The sequence below is a fragment of the Modestobacter sp. NPDC049651 genome, assembly GCF_040659695.1.
Taxonomy (GTDB): domain Bacteria; phylum Actinomycetota; class Actinomycetes; order Mycobacteriales; family Geodermatophilaceae; genus Modestobacter.
In genome coordinates, this window is sequence record NZ_JBFAOG010000007.1 from 27,812 (window position 1) to 44,763 (window position 16,952).

Annotated in this window: 14 protein-coding genes; 6 read left to right on the forward strand and 8 right to left on the reverse strand. The window is 75.6% G+C overall.

Annotated features, from left to right (window positions below):
- Window positions 1-4: 4 nt before the first annotated feature.
- Window positions 5-1,396, reverse strand: coding sequence for a nitrate/nitrite transporter (locus tag AB0J00_RS11970; RefSeq protein WP_357744360.1), 1,392 nt, complete (start codon window positions 1,394-1,396; stop codon window positions 5-7).
- Between the two features lie 144 nt (window positions 1,397-1,540).
- Here AB0J00_RS11970 and AB0J00_RS11975 point away from each other — a divergent pair, with 144 nt between their 5' ends.
- Entirely contained in the window at window positions 1,541-2,341 is an 801-nt protein-coding gene (locus tag AB0J00_RS11975; RefSeq protein WP_357744362.1) for a hypothetical protein, read from the forward strand.
- 17 nt (window positions 2,342-2,358) lie between these two features.
- Window positions 2,359-4,203 (forward strand): hypothetical protein, encoded by a 1,845-nt coding sequence (locus tag AB0J00_RS11980; protein ID WP_357744364.1) that lies wholly within the window; start codon window positions 2,359-2,361, stop codon window positions 4,201-4,203.
- Window positions 4,204-4,234: 31 nt separating this feature from the next.
- Here the strand turns inward: AB0J00_RS11980 and AB0J00_RS11985 are convergent, their stop codons facing one another.
- Genes AB0J00_RS11985 through AB0J00_RS11995 form a run of 3 tightly spaced genes read right to left on the reverse strand, consistent with a single transcriptional unit; the run spans window position 4,235 to window position 9,728 of the window.
- Window positions 4,235-4,594: a Rieske (2Fe-2S) protein gene (locus AB0J00_RS11985; RefSeq protein WP_357744366.1), complete on the reverse strand. Its 360-nt coding sequence runs from the start codon at window positions 4,592-4,594 to the stop codon at window positions 4,235-4,237.
- Window positions 4,591-7,149 (reverse strand): nitrite reductase large subunit NirB, encoded by a 2,559-nt coding sequence (gene nirB, locus AB0J00_RS11990; RefSeq protein ID WP_357744368.1) that lies wholly within the window; start codon window positions 7,147-7,149, stop codon window positions 4,591-4,593. The genes AB0J00_RS11985 and nirB overlap by 4 nt, the downstream gene beginning before the upstream one ends.
- Entirely contained in the window at window positions 7,149-9,728 is a 2,580-nt protein-coding gene (locus AB0J00_RS11995) for a molybdopterin oxidoreductase family protein (RefSeq protein WP_357744370.1), read from the reverse strand. Before AB0J00_RS11995 ends, nirB begins: the two co-directional genes overlap by 1 nt.
- 178 nt (window positions 9,729-9,906) lie before the next feature.
- Between AB0J00_RS11995 and AB0J00_RS12000 the strand changes: the two genes are divergently transcribed.
- Window positions 9,907-10,332 carry a hypothetical protein gene (locus AB0J00_RS12000; protein WP_357744372.1) on the forward strand — a complete coding sequence of 142 codons (426 nt, stop codon included), beginning with the start codon at window positions 9,907-9,909 and terminating at the stop codon, window positions 10,330-10,332.
- Between the two features lie 7 nt (window positions 10,333-10,339).
- On the opposite strand, the gene arfB is transcribed toward AB0J00_RS12000, so the two are convergent.
- A complete protein-coding gene (gene arfB, locus AB0J00_RS12005) occupies window positions 10,340-10,777 on the reverse strand; it encodes an alternative ribosome rescue aminoacyl-tRNA hydrolase ArfB (RefSeq protein ID WP_357744374.1) in 438 nt (145 codons plus the stop codon).
- 30 nt (window positions 10,778-10,807) lie between these two features.
- Here arfB and AB0J00_RS12010 point away from each other — a divergent pair, with 30 nt between their 5' ends.
- A complete protein-coding gene (locus tag AB0J00_RS12010) occupies window positions 10,808-11,482 on the forward strand; it encodes a hypothetical protein (RefSeq protein WP_357744376.1) in 675 nt (224 codons plus the stop codon).
- Window positions 11,483-11,598: 116 nt separating this feature from the next.
- A complete protein-coding gene (locus tag AB0J00_RS12015; protein WP_357744377.1) occupies window positions 11,599-12,351 on the forward strand; it encodes a hypothetical protein in 753 nt (250 codons plus the stop codon).
- A 43-nt stretch (window positions 12,352-12,394) separates the two neighbouring features.
- Here the strand turns inward: AB0J00_RS12015 and yidD are convergent, their stop codons facing one another.
- The 3 genes from yidD to AB0J00_RS12030 form a co-directional block, all read right to left on the reverse strand.
- On the reverse strand, window positions 12,395-12,889 hold the full coding sequence (gene yidD, locus AB0J00_RS12020; RefSeq protein ID WP_357744379.1) for a membrane protein insertion efficiency factor YidD: 495 nt from the start codon (window positions 12,887-12,889) through the stop codon (window positions 12,395-12,397).
- Between the two features lie 14 nt (window positions 12,890-12,903).
- Window positions 12,904-13,761: an SDR family oxidoreductase gene (locus tag AB0J00_RS12025; RefSeq protein ID WP_357744381.1), complete on the reverse strand. Its 858-nt coding sequence runs from the start codon at window positions 13,759-13,761 to the stop codon at window positions 12,904-12,906.
- A 239-nt stretch (window positions 13,762-14,000) separates the two neighbouring features.
- Complete coding sequence (locus AB0J00_RS12030) at window positions 14,001-14,144, reverse strand: hypothetical protein (RefSeq protein WP_357744383.1); 144 nt, start codon at window positions 14,142-14,144, stop codon at window positions 14,001-14,003.
- 165 nt (window positions 14,145-14,309) lie between these two features.
- Here AB0J00_RS12030 and AB0J00_RS12035 point away from each other — a divergent pair, with 165 nt between their 5' ends.
- Window positions 14,310-16,940 (forward strand): DUF3516 domain-containing protein, encoded by a 2,631-nt coding sequence (locus tag AB0J00_RS12035; protein ID WP_357744385.1) that lies wholly within the window; start codon window positions 14,310-14,312, stop codon window positions 16,938-16,940.
- Window positions 16,941-16,952: the final 12 nt, after the last annotated feature.

Below are 16,952 nucleotides of genomic sequence, written 5' to 3' on the forward strand. Positions count from 1 at the left end.
CAGCTCAGACGCCGCGCGCCCGACTGCCAGGACGCAGGTAGACCGCCCAGGTGACCGCGACGCAGACCGCGTAGAAGACGATGAACGCCACGTAGGCGCCGTCGCCGCTGCCGTTGGCCAGGAACGACTGGCGGAACGCCAGGTTCACCAGCACCCCGCCGAAGGCGCCGACCGCTCCGGCGATGCCGATCAGGGCACCGGAGAGGCGCAGTGCCCGCCGGTCCGCCTCGACCGGGTCGGTCCCGGCCGCCACCGCGTCACGGGCCCTGGCCCGGAAGACGGCCGGGATCATCTTGTACGTCGACCCGTTGCCCAGGCCGCTGAGCACGAACAGGGCCACGAAGCCGACCAGGAACAGCGGCAGGGACCCGATCCGGCTGGCGGTCAGCACCACCCCCGCACCCAGCGCCATCGCCACGAAGGTCCAGCAGGTGATCCGCGCACCGCCCCACCGGTCGGCCAGACCGCCACCGAGCGGCCGGACGAGCGAGCCGAGCAGCGGGCCGAGCCAGGTGAGCGCAGCGGCGGACAGCGGCGTGGAGAAGTGGTCGGCGAACTGGTTCTGCAGCACCTGGCCGAACGCGAAGCCGAAACCGATGAAGGAGCCGAACGTGCCGATGTAGAGCAGCGACATCGCCCAGGAGTGCGGCTCGCGAGCGGCGTCGCGCATGGCCCGCGGCTGGTTGCGCGCCGTCGCGAGGTTGTCCATCAGCAGCGCGGCGCCCACCGCGGCGAGCACGATGAGCGGCACGTAGACCCACAGCAGGACGCGTGGGTGGGTGGCGCCCGCGGTGGCCAGCACCAGCAGGCCCACCAGCTGGACGACCGGCACCCCGAGGTTGCCGCCCCCGGCGTTCAGCCCGAGGGCCCAGCCCTTGAGCCGGTCGGGGAAGAAGGCGTTGATGTTGGTCATCGAGCTGGCGAAGTTGCCGCCGCCCACGCCGGCCAGGCAGGCCACCGCCAGCAGGGTGCCGTAGTCGACCCCCGGCCGCAGGACGATCGCGGTGGCGACGGTCGGCACCAGGAGCAGCGCGGAGCTGATGATCGTCCAGTTGCGGCCGCCGAAGCGGGCCACGGCGAACGTGTACGGCAGCCGCACGAAGGCCCCGAGCGCCGTGGGCAGGGTGGTCAGCAGGAACTTCCCGGCCGGGTCGATGCCGTAGACGGCCTCGGGCAGGAACAGCACGAGCACCGACCAGAGGCTCCAGATCGAGAAGCCGACGTGCTCGGAGAACACGGAGAAGAAGAGGTTCCGGCGGGCGGTCCGCCGCCCGGTCCGGTCCCAGAAGCCGGGGTCCTCCGGACGCCAGTCGGTGATCCAGGTGCCTCGTCGGCGAGCACCCGGGGGCGCGTGCGGAGGAGCGGGGAGGGCGGTCGTGTCGGTGCCAGCAGCCATGCCACGACAGTGCGAGGCCGGCGTTACCCCGGGATCAGCGGGACGGGCAACTCGTGTTCCGTTCCGCTCACGGCCCCTGCCCCGCTGTGGTGAGGTCCGCCGCCGCCAGGTGCACCGGCGCGCGGTTCGGTCGATGATCGCCACGTGCGGGACGACATCGACGGGGAGCAGGTGCCCGGCCGCGGGCTGGTCGAGACCGGGGAGCTGGTGGCCGGCTCGATGAGCCGGGCGGTGGCCGGGCTGCTGTTCGACCCCGCCACGTCGCGGCTGCAGCTGGACGCCCGGCTCGCGGCCGTGCTGCGGGACGCCGCCTCGAGCGCCGCCCACCTGGTGCTCACCTGGGAACGCGCCCGGGCCGGCGCCGCGCTGGCGTTCGCCGCCGAGCTCGCCGTCACCCGCAACCACCAGGGCCGCACCGTGCGCACCGACGGGTTCTTCGGCGTCACCAGCGGTACCCGCTCGGCGGCCGAGCGGCTGGTCGAGTCCGCCGTCCTCGCCGCGCGGGCCACGCCCGAGGAGCGCCGCGTGCGGCACCTGGGCTACCTGGTCGCCGAGGTCGCGGTCTCCCCCGACATCGACGTGCACCTCGCCGAGCGGGCCCTGCAGCTGGCCGGGTCGTGCAGCTGGCGGCAGCTGGTGCTGCTGGCCGCCGTCGGGCGACGCGACCGCGCGCCGCTCCCGCTGGGCCCGCTGGACGACGATCCCCGCCCGTGGCGCGCCTGGGGTGCCCGCGAGGACGTCGCCGATCTGCAGCGGGCCGGCCTGCTCGACCCGCCGCCGGCCCCGCCGCAGCGGCCCGGCGGGACCGCCCGGCCGCGGCTGCGCCCGGCCGACCTGCGGCTGACCCGCCGCGGGGTGCTGGTGCACCGGCTGCTGGCGCTGGACTTCGTCCGCGACGAGGACGTCGCCGCCGCCCTCGCCGACCTGGCCGAGCAGCCCGGCTGACCCGGGTCCGGCCCGCCGTGGACACCCGCCGCGCACCTCGTGAGCCGGAGGAGGCCGAGCTCCCCGGTCGCACCGCCGCGGCCGTCCGGCGGGTGCTGCCCGCGGTGGAGCCGGTCGCCGTCCTGCTGACCGACGACCCCGGCGACGCGACCGTGCTGCTGGCCGCCGCGCTCCGCGGCCGGGGCGCGGTGCGCGACCGGCGGACGGCGCTGCACCGGCTGGTCGCCGCCGCCCACGCGGCCCCGCCACCCCCGGCCGCCGCCGCGGCACCCGACCTGCTGCACCCGGCCGACGACGCCCCGCTCGCCGCCGCGCTGGCCGACCTCTCCCCCGCCGACCGGGCGGCCGCCGTCCTGCGCCTGGTGCCCGGCGGGCACCACGGCGGGCAGCACGACGCGGTCGACCGCCTCGCTGCGGCGGTCGCCGCCCGCGACGAGGCGGACCGCCGGGCCCGGGAGGAGCAGCGCGCGGTCTACCTGCCGCCCGGCACGGTGCCCGCGCCGCTGCCGGTCCGCGACGACCCGCTGGCCGACCGGCTGGCCGCGCTCGCCCGGCGCCGGGCCCTGCCGCCCGGCACGCTCGCCGCGCTGACGGCCGCGGTCGGGGCCGCCCGGCGGCGCCGGCGGGCGCGCGCGGTGTCCGCGACGGCCGCCCTGCTCGTGGTGGCCGTGCTCGCCGTGGCGCTCCCCCGCTTCCCCACCGGCGGCACCGGCGGGTCCCCCGCCGCGGCCTCCTCCGTGTTCGCCGGGCCGCCCCGCGGCTCGCTGGCCGACGACGCCGGGTTCCTGCGGGCGGTGCGGGCGTTCTCCTGGGCCGGGTCGCTGGGCGCGCCGTCGCCGGCCGACCGCCGCGTGGTCTACGCCGGCGACGGCCCGGGCGGGCGATGGGTGCTGGCGACCGCGGGCGGCAGCGCGGCCCGGCCGGCGTCGGCCGCGTGGTTCGTCGGCCCCCGCGGGGCGGACGCGGACGACCTGTCGCTGTTCGCCGCCCGGATCGACCCCGACCCGGCCCAGCCGCTGGCGGTCACCGCGCCGGCGGCCGGGGACCTGGTGGTCGTCGGCCTGCCCGGTGACCGGTTCCAGGTGTCCGACCGGCCGGAGGTCGACGACCGGGGCACCGTGACCCGCACCTACCGGTCGGTGCGCACGGACGGCGGGGTGACCCGCACCGCCGTGCCGGTGCTGCGCGGGGTGGTGGCGAGCGCCGTCCAGGTCCGCGTCGAGCGCGGCGGCTCCGCCCGCCAGGCGCAGCCGCCGGACGTGCTGACCGACGCGTACGTGACCGCCGTCCCGCTGCCGGTGACCCGGCTGCGCGCCGCGCCCCCGCCGGCCGCCGGCGACGCGGCCGCGGAGTCGCGGCTGCGCGACCTGCTGGGCCGGCTCGGCGAGTCGGCTCCGACCGCCGACGTGACCGAGCTGTGGGCCGGTGACCTGCCCGGCCCGCAGGACCGGCCCGCGCGCTTGTCCGTGCTGGCGGTGCGCCGGCCGTCGGGGGCGTTCGTGGTGACGGCGCCCTACGGGTACGCCGCCGACCTGTCGGGGCGCTCGGGCAGCTCGTTCTGCGTCACCGGCACGATCGGCCCCGGCGAGCCGCTCGCCGACCGGGTGGTCGCGGTGCGCTGCGACCTCAGCGACGGCGCCGCCGACCGGGAGCTCTCCCGGTTCCTGGTGGTGATCGGCCCGCCGGCGACCGGTTCGGTGCGCCTGCGGGACGTCGCCGGCGCGCAGCTCGGTGAGCAGCCGGCGGTGGACGGCGTGGCCGTGATCCGCTCCCCCGGCCCGGTCGCGGAGGTCGAGGCGGTGCTGCCCGACGGTCACGCGGTCCTCGGCGACCTGCCGGCGGACATCGACGTCGACGGGTGACCCTGACCGGTCACCCGGACCGGCGAGCGGCTCAGACGGTGACGACGAGGTCGCCGTCGGCGGCGTGCACCGGGTACACGGTCACCGGCGCTGCCCCGCTGGTGGAGGCACCGTCGGACCAGCGGTAGGCCCGCAGGTGCAGCGGGCAGACCAGCACCCGCGCATCGGTCTGCCCGTCGGCCAGCGGACCGCCGGCGTGCGGGCAGGCCGCCTGGGTGGCGTGCAGCGACCCGTCGCGCAACCGGAACACCGCGATCTGGACACCGTCGACCACGAAGGCCCGGCCCTCGCCCGGGGGCACCTCCTCGACCCGGCCGACGACGTGCGGGGTGCCGGCGGGGACCGGCCGGGTGCCGAACAGGCCGGCCGCCTCGCTCTGCGCGACGCTCATCGGACCGGCACCAGCGGCAGCTCGACCAGCGGCAGCGCGGGCCGGAACTGGCCCGGCGTCGCCGGTGCCCTGCCGTCCTGGCCCCACGGGTCGGTGTAGGCGTCGATCGACTGCTGCATGTTCTCGTCGAGCTGCGCGCAGATGCCCTCGCTGTCCTGCAGCAGCACCGCCTTGATCCTCTCCAGCCCGACCCGGGGCACGAAGTCGTAGGTGCGCTCGAGCCAGTTGGCGTTCTCGCGGTAGTACTGCATGAACCGCCCCGCCAGCTCCATCACCGCCTCCGGGGTGTCGACGGTGGCCAGCAGGTCGCCCTTGCGCACCGAGGCCCCGGCCGCACCGCCGACGTACACCTCCCACCTGCCGTTGCCGACCGCGACGACGCCCACGTCCTTCACGTACGCCTCGGCGCAGTTGCGCGGGCACCCGACGACGGCGAGCTTCATCTTCGCCGGGCTCTCGATGCCTTGGAAGCGGGTCTCCAGGTCGATGCCCAGCTGCGTGGAGTCGCCGAGGCCGAAGCGGCAGAAGTCACTGCCCACGCAGGTCTTCACGGTGCGGAAGCTCTTGCCGTAGGCGTACCCGGACGGCATGCCCAGGTCGTCCCACACCGCCGGCAGGTCCTCCTTGCGGACGCCGAGCAGGTCGATCCGCTGACCGCCGGTGATCTTGACCATCGGGACCTCGTACTTCTCGGCCACCTCGGCGATCTTCTTCAGCTGGGCCGGGGTGGTGACCCCGCCCTTCATCTGCGGGACGACGGAGAAGGTGCCGTCGCGCTGGATGTTGCCGTGCACCCGGTCGTTGATGAACGTCGCGTCGTTCTCCCGGACGTGCTGCGCGCCCCAGATCATCTTCAGCAGCGAGGTCAGCGCCATCTTGGACCTGGCGTCCTCCTGCCCGCCGGGGGCGAGCGCGGCGAAGACGGCGGAGACGCTGAGCAGGCCCTGCTCGCGGATGGCGGCCATCAGCTCGGGCTTGGCCAGTGGGATGCCGGGCACGTACCAGCCGGCGGTGGGGTCCTCGACGACGTCGCCGTCCGCGGCCCACTCCACGACCTGCTGGACCAACCCCTTGCAGGACCCGCAGCCCCTGCCGGCCCGCGTCCTGTCCATGACGGCTCCGACGCTGCCGCAGCCACCGGCCACCGCGTCGCAGATGGCGCCCTTGGTGACGCCGTTGCAGTTGCAGACCTGCGAGTCGTGCGGCAGCTCGGCCACGCCCACCTCGGCGTCGCCGTCGGAGAGGTCGACCAGCAGCTTGATCCGCTGCTCGGGCAGCGGGGTGCCGCGGTCGAAGGCCTGCGTGAGGTAGGCGACCTTGCGGGTGTCGCCGAGCAGCGTGGCGCCGATGAGCTTGTCGTCGCGGACGACGACGCTCAGGTGCACGCCCCGGCGCGGCTCGGAGATGACCAGGAACTCGTCGGTGTCCCGCTCCGGGCGGTTGACCCCCATGGTGGCGACGTCCACCCCGGCGACCTTGAGCTTGGTCGCCGTCCGGGAGCCGTGGTACTCGGCGGCCGGGTCGGTGCCGGTGAGCAGGTCGGCCAGCACCCGGGCCTGCTCCCAGACCGGGGCGACCAGGCCGTAGAGCTCGCCGCGGTGCTGCGCGCACTCGCCCACCGCGTAGACGTCGGGGTCGTCGGTGCGCAGCTGGTCGTCCACGACGATGCCGCGCTCGACCTCCAGGCCGCTCATCAGCGCGACCTCGGTGACCGGCCGGATGCCCGCGGCGATGACCAGCATGTCCGCGTCGACCGCCCGCCCGTCGGCCAGCACGACGCCGCGCACCCGGTCGGGCCCGATGACCTCGGTGGTGCGGGTGGCCAGGTGGACGACGATGCCCAGCGCCTCGACCGACTGCTTCAGGATCGCCCCGCCGTCCGGGTCGAGCTGCTGGTTCATCAGGTGGGTGCCGGCGTGCACGACCTCGACGGCCAGCCCGTGGCCCTGCAGCGCGCGGGCGGCCTCCAGGCCCAGCAGCCCGCCGCCGACGACGACCGCCTTCTCGTGCTCGGCGGCCGCTGCGAGCATCGCCCGGGTGTCGTCGATGGTGCGGAACCCGAAGACGCCGGGGAGCAGCTGCTCGCCGTCGGTGGCGCCGGCCGGACCCCGGTACAGCCCGGTCATCGGCGGGATGAACGACCGGCTGCCGGTGGCGATCACCAGCTGGTCGTAGGGCGTCGTCGTCCCGTCGGCGGCGTGCACGACCTTGGCGTGGGTGTCGACCCGGTGCACCCGCACGCCGGCCCGCAGCACGACGCCGTTGTCGGCGTACCAGTCGTGGCTGTTGAGCACGATGTCGTCCTCGTGCTCCTCGCCGGCCAGCACGTGGCTGAGCATGATCCGGTTGTAGTTGCCGTGCGGCTCCTCGCCGAACACGGTGATCGCGAACTGCTCGCCGCCGCCGCGCTCGAGGACCTCCTCGACCACCCGTGCCCCGGCCATCCCGTTGCCGATGACGACCAGGCGCTGGCGGGTGTCGATCCCGTCGGCGTCGTCCATCGCGAAGTGCAGCGTGCTGACGCCTTGGGCGCGCCCACCCAGCACAGCGGTCATCAGACCTCCACCAGACCCAGGTCGACGACGACCTCGCCGGTGACGCCGAGCGGCGCGGCGGCGTGCAGCTCGACGACGGTGCCGCCGTCGAGGTCCTCGACCACCCGCAGCGGCACGTGGCAGTCGCCCTTCGCGCCGATCGGGAACCAGCGCATCGGCTCGCCGTCGCGCACCAGCAGCAGGTAGACCAGCTCGTCGGTGGAGTTGCCGCCGCGGAAGTACAGCGCCTGGGCGGTCCGGCCCGCCGGTACCTGGTAGCGCAGCGCCGGGTCGAGCGGGCCGGGCTTGCCCAGCCCCTCGCCGGTGATCGGGTAGACGCCGTGCAGGAAGCGCGGGGTGCTCTTCACGCTGGTGGTCCTCCTCCGGGACGGGGGGTGCGGGCTGCGGGCCGTGGGCTGCTGGTGGCCCCGGGGTCGCGGCTGCGTGGCGGGCTCCGGGGCGGGGATGCGCTCCTCGGGGCCGCCGACCCGTCGGACGGCGACGGCGCAGGCCTTGAACGCGGGCATCCGGCTGGTCGGGTCGAGAGCGGGGTCGGTGAGGGCGTTGGCGCTGGAGCCGCCGCCCCAGTGGAACGGCGCGAAGACGACGTCGGGCCGGACGGCGTCGGTGAGCTGGGCGTGGAAGCGGGCCCGGCCGCGCCGGGTGGACAGCTCCACCACGTCGTCCTGGGCGATGCCGAGGGCGCGGGCCAGGTCGGGGTGCAGCTCGGCCCGCGGGGTGGGGGCGATCAGCTGCAGGCTCCGGGAGCGGCGGGTCTGGGTGCCGGACTGGTACTGCGCGAGCACCCGGCCGGTGGTGAGCACGTAGGGGAACTGGTCGTCGGGCTCCTCGTGCGCCGGCACGTGCTCGACGCGGGTGAACCGGGCCCGGCCGTCGGGGGTGGCGAACCGGTCGGCGAAGAGCCGGGGGGTGCCCGGGTGGTCGGCCGAGGGGACCGGCCAGAACAGCCCCTGCTCCTCGTCGATCCGCCGGTAGGTGATGCCGGAGTAGTCGGCGGTGCCGCCGGCGGTGGCCCGGCCGAGTTCGGTGAAGACCGTCTCGGCGTTCCCGCTGAACCCGGCCACCCCGAGCCGCCCGGCGAGCTCGGCGAGCAGCTGCAGGTCGTCGCGGACACCGTCCGGCGGGTCCATCGCCTTGCGCCGGCGGATCACCCGGCCCTCGAGGTTGGTCATCGTCCCCTCCTCCTCCGCCCACATGGCGCTGGGCAGCACCACGTCGGCGAGCTCGGCGGTCTCGGAGAGGAAGAAGTCGCTGACCGCGAGGAAGTCCAGGTCGCGCAGCCGGCTGATCACCCGGCGGGCGTCCGGGGCGGAGACGGCGACGTTGGAGGCCAGCACCAGCAGCGTGCGGACGCCGCCCCGGGTGCCGAGGGAGTCCAGCAGCTCGAAGGCGCTGCGGCCCGGGCCGGGCAGGTCGTCGGGGTCGATGCCCCAGACCCCCGCGACGTGCGCCCGGGCGGCCGGGTCGGTGATCTTCCGGTACCCGGGCAGCTGGTCGGCCTTCTGACCGTGCTCGCGGCCGCCCTGGCCGTTGCCCTGGCCGGTGACGGTGGCCCAGCCGCTGCCCGGCCGTCCGGGCAGCCCGAGCGCGAGGGCGAGGTTGATCCAGGCCTGAGCGGTGTCGGTGCCGCTGCGGTGCTGCTCGGCGCCGCGCGCGGTGAGGACGATCGCCCGTTCGGCGCGGGCGAGGGCTGAGACGATCCGCCGCTGCTGCTCGACGGGGACGCCGGTCAGCCGCTCCACCCGGTCCGGCCAGTACCCGGCGACCCCGGCCCGGACGTCGGCGAACCCGGTGGTGCGGGCCTCGACGTAGCCGGTGTCCACCAGGCCCTCGGCCAGCGCGATGTGCAGCAGGCCGTTGGCCAGCGCGAGGTCGCTGCCGGGCAGCGGCTGCACGTGCAGGGCCGCGTTGCGGGCGGTGCTGGTCCGCCGCGGGTCGACGACGATGTGCTCGCCGCCCCGTTCCCGGCCCGCGTCGAAGTACTGCATCGCCGGGGGCATGGTGTCGGCCGGGTTGCTGCCCACGAGCACCACGACGTCGGCCGCGGCGATGTCGCCGAGCGGGAACGGCATGCCCCGGTCGATGCCGAAGGTCCGGACGGCGGCGCCGGCGGCCGAGGACATGCAGAACCGGCCGTTGTAGTCGATGGCGCTGGTGCGCAGCGCGACCCGGGCGAACTTGCCGAACTGGTAGGCCTGCTCGTTGGTGAGCCCGCCGCCGCCGAAGCAGCCGACGGCGTCCCGACCGTGCTCCGCCTGGGTGCGCCGGACGGCCGCGACGACCCGGTCCAGGGCGACGTCCCAGCTGCTCTCCACCAGGGGGCTGGTCCGGTCGGCCGGGTCGGCCCGGACCAGCGGTCGCGTCAGCCGCTCAGGGTGGTCCAGCAGCTCGGGTGCCGACCACCCCTTGGAGCACAGGCCACCCCGGTTGGTCGGGAAGTCGGCCGGGACCAGGGTGGCGGGGCGGTCCCCGGCGGTCATCGTCACGCCGCACTGCAGCGAGCAGTACGGGCAGTGGGTGGCGGTGGTGCGCGTGCCGGGTCCCGGCCGGTCCACGGCGGGCGACGCAGCGGCGGGCATGGCTCGAGGTTCCGGTCCCGCGGTTTCCGGACCGCGGCGTCGGCGTCAAGGTCCGGTTCCGTCGTCCGCACCGTCCCGGCTGCGCTGCTGTGAGGGCGCGGCCGCTGCACGGACGCCGGGGTGCGGCGGGCCCGCCACGGTGGAGCCCGCGGGGGCCGCCGGCTGCGAGACTGCGCGCGTGAGCTGGTGGTGGTGGCTGGCGTGGATCGCCGCAGCCGTCGCGCTCAACGCCGTCCTGGTGCCCCGGGTCCGCCGCCGGGTCGCCGCCCGCGGCCTGCGGGAGGGGCGGGTGCCGGTGTCGCTGCGGGCGCTGGACGACGGGGTCCCCGGCCTGCCGCTCCGGTGGCGCACCGGCCGCGCGGTCGCCCGGGCGGACCGGCTGGTGCTGCAGCGGGCGTCCGACTCCCCGGCGCAGGCAGGGCTGCCGGTCACGTTCGTCGCGCCCGCCGAGCGCCGGGTCGGGTTCGTCGAGGGGCTGCGGCTGCTGCCGGACGCGACGCACGCCGTCGTGGTGACGACGCCCGCGGGCCGGGTGGAGCTCGCCGGCAGCCGGACGGCGATCGCCTGGCTGCGCGGCCGGCTGGACCCCGTGCACCGGGTCTGAGCCGGGATCAGTCCCAGGAGCGCCGCATCCGCTTGGTCTCCCCGCGCTGCTTCTTGGCCTGGATCCGCCGCTCCTGCGAGCCGCGGGTGGGGCGGGTCTTCCGGCGGACCGGTGCGGGCGGGGCGAGGGCGGCCCGCAGCACCGCGGCCAGCCGCGCCCGGGCGGCCTCCCGGTTGCGCAGCTGCTGGCGGTGCTCGCTGGCGGTCACCGTCAGCAGGCCGTCGACCAGCCGGTCGCCGAGCCGCTCGACCAGCCGGGCCCGCTGCACGTCGGTGAGACCGGGCAGCGACAGCGGCGCCACCGACAGCTCCACCCGGGAGTCGGCGGTGTTCACCCCCTGCCCGCCGGGCCCCGACGAGCGGGAGAACCGCCACGCCAGCGCGGCCGCCGGGACGACGAGGGCGCCGGCCACCGGCAGGTCACCGAACGCGTCGTCCCCGGGCACGGGGCTCATCCTCCCTGGGGAGGTCCGGGCGTGGCCACCGACATCCCGCGGGCCGGGCCTGCCACGCTGCGGCGCATGGACCTCCCCGCCCGCACCCGGGTGCTCCTGCTCGGAGCCGCGACCGCCGTGCTCACCGTGCTGGCCGCGGTCGTCGGCGGTCTCGGTTGGCCGGCGCCGCGACGGTCGCTGTCCGGCTGGCAGGTGGCCGACGTCCCGGCGGGCCTGGCCGTGGCGGTCGTCGCCACCGCCCTGGTGTGCCTGGCCACGGCCGCCGCGCTGACCCGGCCGGAGCGGCTGGGCCGCGCGGTCGCCGTGGTCTGGTGCGTGCTGGCGCTGGTGGCGGTCGGCGCCCACGTGTGGAACGACCTGTACTTCGCCGCGCTCGGGGCCGACCCGGACTTCGGGCCGATCATCCCGGTGTTCGACGGGTTCTTCACCTTCCTGCCCGCGCTGGTGGTGGCACTGGTCGCGATCCCCCGTGGCCGCGCGGAGCAGCTGCGCGCCGGGCTCGGCACGGCGGTCGTCGGGGTGCCGGTGCTCGCGCTGGGCTGGTCGCTGTACCACGCCGCGGACGGCTTCTGGCCCGCAGCGCTGGGATCGCTGTGGCCCGCCCTCGTCTTCGGTGCAGCGCCGGTGGCCGTGGCGCTCGCGCTCACCGTGCCGCTGAACTCGCGCGCCGCCCCGGGCCCCCGCCCGGTCGGGTGACGCTGGTCCCGGCCGGCAGCCGTCCGTCACCGGTCCGGTGGTCGCGCTGTCGCCCGGTGCGGTGAAGGCCGCCCGCTCGGGTCGCTGCGCCGGTCACTGCGTGTGACGCTCGGCCCGTGACGAGCCGCGACGGAACCCACCTGCAGCCGGTCCCCGACGTCGTCGAGTTCCGGGACAACCGGGTGGCGCCCCTCCCCGTCGACGACGCCGCCCCGCTCACCGGCCGGTGGGCCGAGCTCGCCGCCGAGGCCGCCCGGCTGGACGACGCCCTCGCCCCGCCGCGCCGGGAGCCCACCGGCGCGCGGTTGCTGGTGCCCGTCACCGCCGGGCTGACCGTGCTGCTCGCGCTGCTGGGCAGCCAGGCCTGGCAGCTGCCGACCCGCGCGGGCGGCGGCGTGACGGCGGTGCCGCAGTCGCTGCTGACGTTCCTGCTGCTGTGCGCCGCGGTCTGCGTGTGGGCCGCCGGCCGGCTGGTGCGCCCGGACGACGTGCTCGGCTCGTCGGCCGCCGTCCGGGTCTGGTGGCTGGTGGTCGCCGGGTCCGCGGTGGTCTCGGTGACCGCCGCGCTGTCGCTGGCCTCCTACGCGGGCAGCGACGAGCGCCCGGGCGCGCTGGCGGCGCGCTGCCTGGTCCCGCTGGTGCCCGCCGTGCTGGCCGGGCTGCTGGCCCGCACCGACGGGCGGGCCGCCCGGGTCCGCGCTGCGCTGGGCACGGGCGTGGTGACGCTGCCGCTGCTGGCGGTCGGCTGGGCGCTGCTCGCCTCCGGCGCCCCGGCCACCACCGGCGACGCGCTGGGCATGACCCTGCTGTCCGGCGTGGCCCCGTTCGCCGCCGCCATCGCGTTCGTGGCGGCCGACCGCCGCCGCTGACGGAGCGCGGGGAACGGGGTCGCCCCGCTCCCCGCACTCCGCTTCAGGCGGGGACCGGGTCCGCGCCGCGCCGGCCGCCGGGCCGGCACCGCAGCAACCGCCGGGCCGTGAGCCAGCTGCCCCGCAGCGCCCCGTGCCGCTCGATCGCCTCCGCCCCGTAGGCCGAGCAGCTCGGCGTGAAGTGGCAGCAGGAGTCCCGGCGCGGGCTGATCTCCCGCTGGTACACCCGGATCGCGGCGACCAGCCGGTCGGCCACCCGGCGCCGCGGCCCGGCCGAGCGCACCGACCGCATCGTGTGCGGCGCGATCAGCAGCAGGTCGACACCGCAGCCCAGCGACTCCGCCAGGCAGCACCCGGCGTTGAAGAAGAGCAGGTTGCGCAGGCAGGAGTCACCGCCGCCGCCACCGCGGCCGTAGTACCCCGGCGGCGGGCCGTAGCCCCGGCCGTAGCCGGGCCCGTACCCGCGCCCGTAGCCCGGCGGCGGCCCGTACCCGCGACGCCGCCGCGGGCCGTTGCCCCAACCCCAGACGAAGACCACTCGACCGCTCCCGGTCAGAGGATCGGGTTCCCGCCGGTGACCGCGACGCGGGCACCCGAGACGTAGCTGGCCTCGTCGCTGGCGAGCAGCACGTAGACCGGTGCCAGCTCCGCCGGCTGCGCGGCCCGGCCCAGCGGCGTCTCGCTGCCGAAGCTGGCGACCATCTCCGGCGGCATGGTCGAGGGGATCAGCGGCGTCCAGACCGGGCCCGGGGCGACGCTGTTCGCGCGGATCCCCTTCTCGCCCAGCAGCTGGGCGAGGCTCGCGGTGAAGTTCGCGATGCCCGCCTTGGTCATCGCGTACGGCGCGAGGGTGGGCTTGGGCATGTCGGAGTTCACCGACGACGAGTTGATGATCGCCGAGCCCGGCCGCATGTGCGGGACGGCGTCCCGGCACAGCGTGAACATCGCGGTGAGGTTGGTGGCCACGGTGTGGTCCCACTCGTCGTCGCTGATCTCGTCGAGCGACTCGTGGACCATCTGGAACGCGGCGTTGTTGACCAGGATGTCGATGCCCCCGAGCTCCTCCACCGCCTTGGGGATGATCGTCTTCTGGTGGGCCCGGTCGGACAGGTCGCCCGGCACGAGCACGCACGTGCGGCCGGCCTGCTCGACGTACGTGGCGGTGTCCTGGGCGTCCTCGTGCTCGTCGAGGTAGGCGATGAGGACGTCGGCACCCTCGCGGGCGAAGGCGATCGCGACCGCGCGGCCGATGCCGCTGTCGCCGCCGGTGATGACCGCCCGCTTGCCGGTGAGCTTGCCCGAGCCCTGGTAGCTCTCCTCGCCGTGGTCGGGCTTCGGGGTCATCTCGCCGAGCGTGCCGGGCGGGGTCTGCTGCTGCTCGGGCTGGGACTCGGGACGCGGTGAGGACACGGGTGTCCACCTCTCTGGTTCGACGGGCGGCGGCACCGCGGGCGCTCTGCTCACGCCGCCGGCTCCTGGCCGGCCGGTGCCGCGTCGCCGTCCGCCTACCCGGAGTCCGCCGTCCGGAACCCGCCCTCCCCGCCCCCGCCCTGCACCTGTCACCGGACAGCACACGGCCCGGGCGGTGGGAGAGGCGCACGACGGTGTGCACCTCTCCTACCGCCCGGGCCGGGTGGCCGGGGCCGGGGTCAGGCGGCGCGGGAGACCTCGTCGGCCGCCGTGCGCAGCGCGGCCACGGGCGCGCTGGTCTGCCAGCGCATCTCGAGTCGGCGACGACCCGCCTCGTCGACCACGGACACCCACCGGCACTCGGGACAGTCGTTCGAACGCATGCTGCAGCCACCTTTCGTTCACCTGTTGTTCACCTTCTTACCGTCATCGGTTCACCTCATGCGCCGGGACAGGCCTCGTTACCCGAACGTGATCACGCCGGCGGACCCCGGGATCCGGCGGCCGGTGCGGGAAGGTCCGCGGCGTCGGGCACGCTGTTGCCCACGATGACGCTCTCCTCCGCCGACGCCGGCCCGGCCGCCGTCGACCTCCCCGCCGGTCTCGCCGCCGACTCCCCTGCCGCCGCGCTGCCCTCGCCCGGCACCCCCGCGCTGGTCGCCGACCCCGACGACGTCTCGGCCCTGCAGGCGCTCGCCGGCGACCCCGACGCGCTGTTCACGTCGTTCGCCGAGTGGGCCGAGTCGGGCGGGACGCCGCTGTACCCGCACCAGGAGGAGGCGCTGATCGAGCTGGTCAGCGGGGCCAACGTGGTGCTGGCGACGCCGACCGGGTCGGGCAAGTCGCTGGTGGCCACCGGTGCGCAGTACGCGGCGCTGGCCGCCGACCGGGTGAGCTTCTACACGGCACCGATCAAGGCCCTGGTCAGCGAGAAGTTCTTCGCGCTGTGCGGGGTGTTCGGCGCCGAGAACGTCGGCATGCTCACCGGCGACGCGAGCGTCAACGCGGACGCCCCGATCATCGCGTGCACCGCCGAGGTGCTGGCCAACATCGCGCTCCGCGAGGGCGCCGACGCCGACATCGGCCTGGTCGTCATGGACGAGTTCCACTTCTACGGCGACCCCGACCGCGGCTGGGCGTGGCAGGTGCCGCTGCTGGAGCTGCCGAACGCGCAGTTCCTCCTGATGAGCGCGACGCTGGGCGACACGACGTCCCTGCGGGAGGACCTCACCCGCCGCACCGGCCGGCCCACCGCGCTGGTCGCCGGCGCCGAGCGCCCGGTGCCGCTGCACTTCTACTACGCGACGACGCCGGTGCACGAGACCATCGACGAACTGCTGTCGACGAAGCAGGCGCCGGTGTACGTCGTCCACTTCACCCAGGCCCAGGCGCTCGAGCGGGCGCAGGCGCTGATGAGCGTCAACGTGTCGACCAAGGAGGAGAAGCAGGCGATCGCCGACATGATCGGCGGCTTCCGGTTCTCCTCGGCCTTCGGGACGACGCTGTCGCGGCTGGTGCGGCACGGCATCGGCGTCCACCACGCGGGGATGCTGCCGAAGTACCGGCGGCTGGTCGAGCAGCTGGCCCAGGCCGGGCTGCTCAAGGTCATCTGCGGCACCGACACCCTCGGGGTGGGCATCAACGTGCCGATCCGGACGGTGGTCTTCTCCGCGCTGTCGAAGTACGACGGCACCCGGATGCGGATGCTCACCGTGCGCGAGTTCCACCAGATCGCCGGCCGGGCGGGGCGGGCCGGGTTCGACACCGCCGGCACGGTCGTCGTCCAGGCGCCCGAGCACGAGGTCGAGAACCTCAAGCAGTTCGCCAAGGTCGCCGACGACCCGAAGAAGCGCCGCAAGCTGGTGCGCAAGAAGGCGCCCGAGGGCATGGTCCCGTGGAGCGAGGCGACCATGCAGCGCCTCATCGACGGCGAGCCCGAGCCACTGACCAGCCACTTCCGGGTGTCGGTCGGGATGCTGCTCAACGTCGTCGCGCGCCCCGGCGACCCCTTCGCCGCGATGCGCCACCTGCTCACCGACAACCACGAGCCGCGGGCACGGCAGCGCCGGCACGTGCGGGAGGCGATCGGCATCGCCCGCTCGCTGGTGCAGGCGGGGGTGCTCGAGCGGCTGCCCGAGCCCGAGGCGGACGGCCGGCGCTACCGGCTGACCGTCGACCTGCCCGGCGACTTCCAGCTCAACCAGACGCTGTCAACTTTCGCCCTGGCCGCGATCGAGCTGCTCGACCGGGAGTCCGACACCTACGCCCTGGACGTCGTCAGCGTCATCGAGGCGACCCTCGACGACCCCCGGCAGATCCTCTCCGCCCAGCTGAACAAGGCGCGCGGCGAGGCCGTCGCGCAGATGAAGGCCGAGGGCATCGAGTACGAGGAGCGGATGGAGCTGCTCGAGGAGATCAGCTACCCGAAGCCGCTGGCCGAGCTGCTCGAGCACGCGTTCGAGGTCTACGCCTCCAGCAACCCGTGGGCGCGCGACGCGCACCTCTCCCCGAAGTCCGTGGTCCGGGACATGTGGGAGAACGCGATGACGTTCCGGGAGCTGGTCAACAGCTACGGGCTCACGCGCGCGGAGGGCGCGGTGCTGCGGTACCTCTCCGACGCGTTCAAGGCGCTGCGGTCGGGCGTGCCCGCCGACGCGCGCACCGAGGAGGTCACCGACCTGGTCGAGTGGCTCGGCGAGCTGGTGCGCCAGGTCGACTCCTCGCTGCTGGACGAGTGGGAGCAGCTGACCAGCGCGGACCAGCCACTGGACGAGCCGGTCGCCGTCCCCACCCGGCCGCGGCCGCTGACCGGCAACGAGCGGGCGTTCACCGCGATGGTGCGCAACGCGCTGTTCCGCCGGGTCGAGCTGTTCGCCCGGCGGCGCTGGTACGACCTGGGCCAGCTCGACCAGGGCTCGGCCTGGGACGCCGACCGGTGGGCCGAGGTGGTGCAGGCGTACTTCGCCGAGCACGCGGAGCTGGGCACCGGCGCGGACGCCCGCGGCCCGGCGCTGCTCATCGTCGACAAGAGCGAGCCGGGGGTCTGGCGGGTGCGGCAGATCCTCGACGACCCGGCCGGGGACCACGACTGGGGCTTCGACGTGGAGGTCGACCTGGAGGCCTGCGACGAGGAGGGCGTCGTGGTGATGAAGCTCGTGGACGCCGGCCGCCGGGACTGACGTGCGGCACCA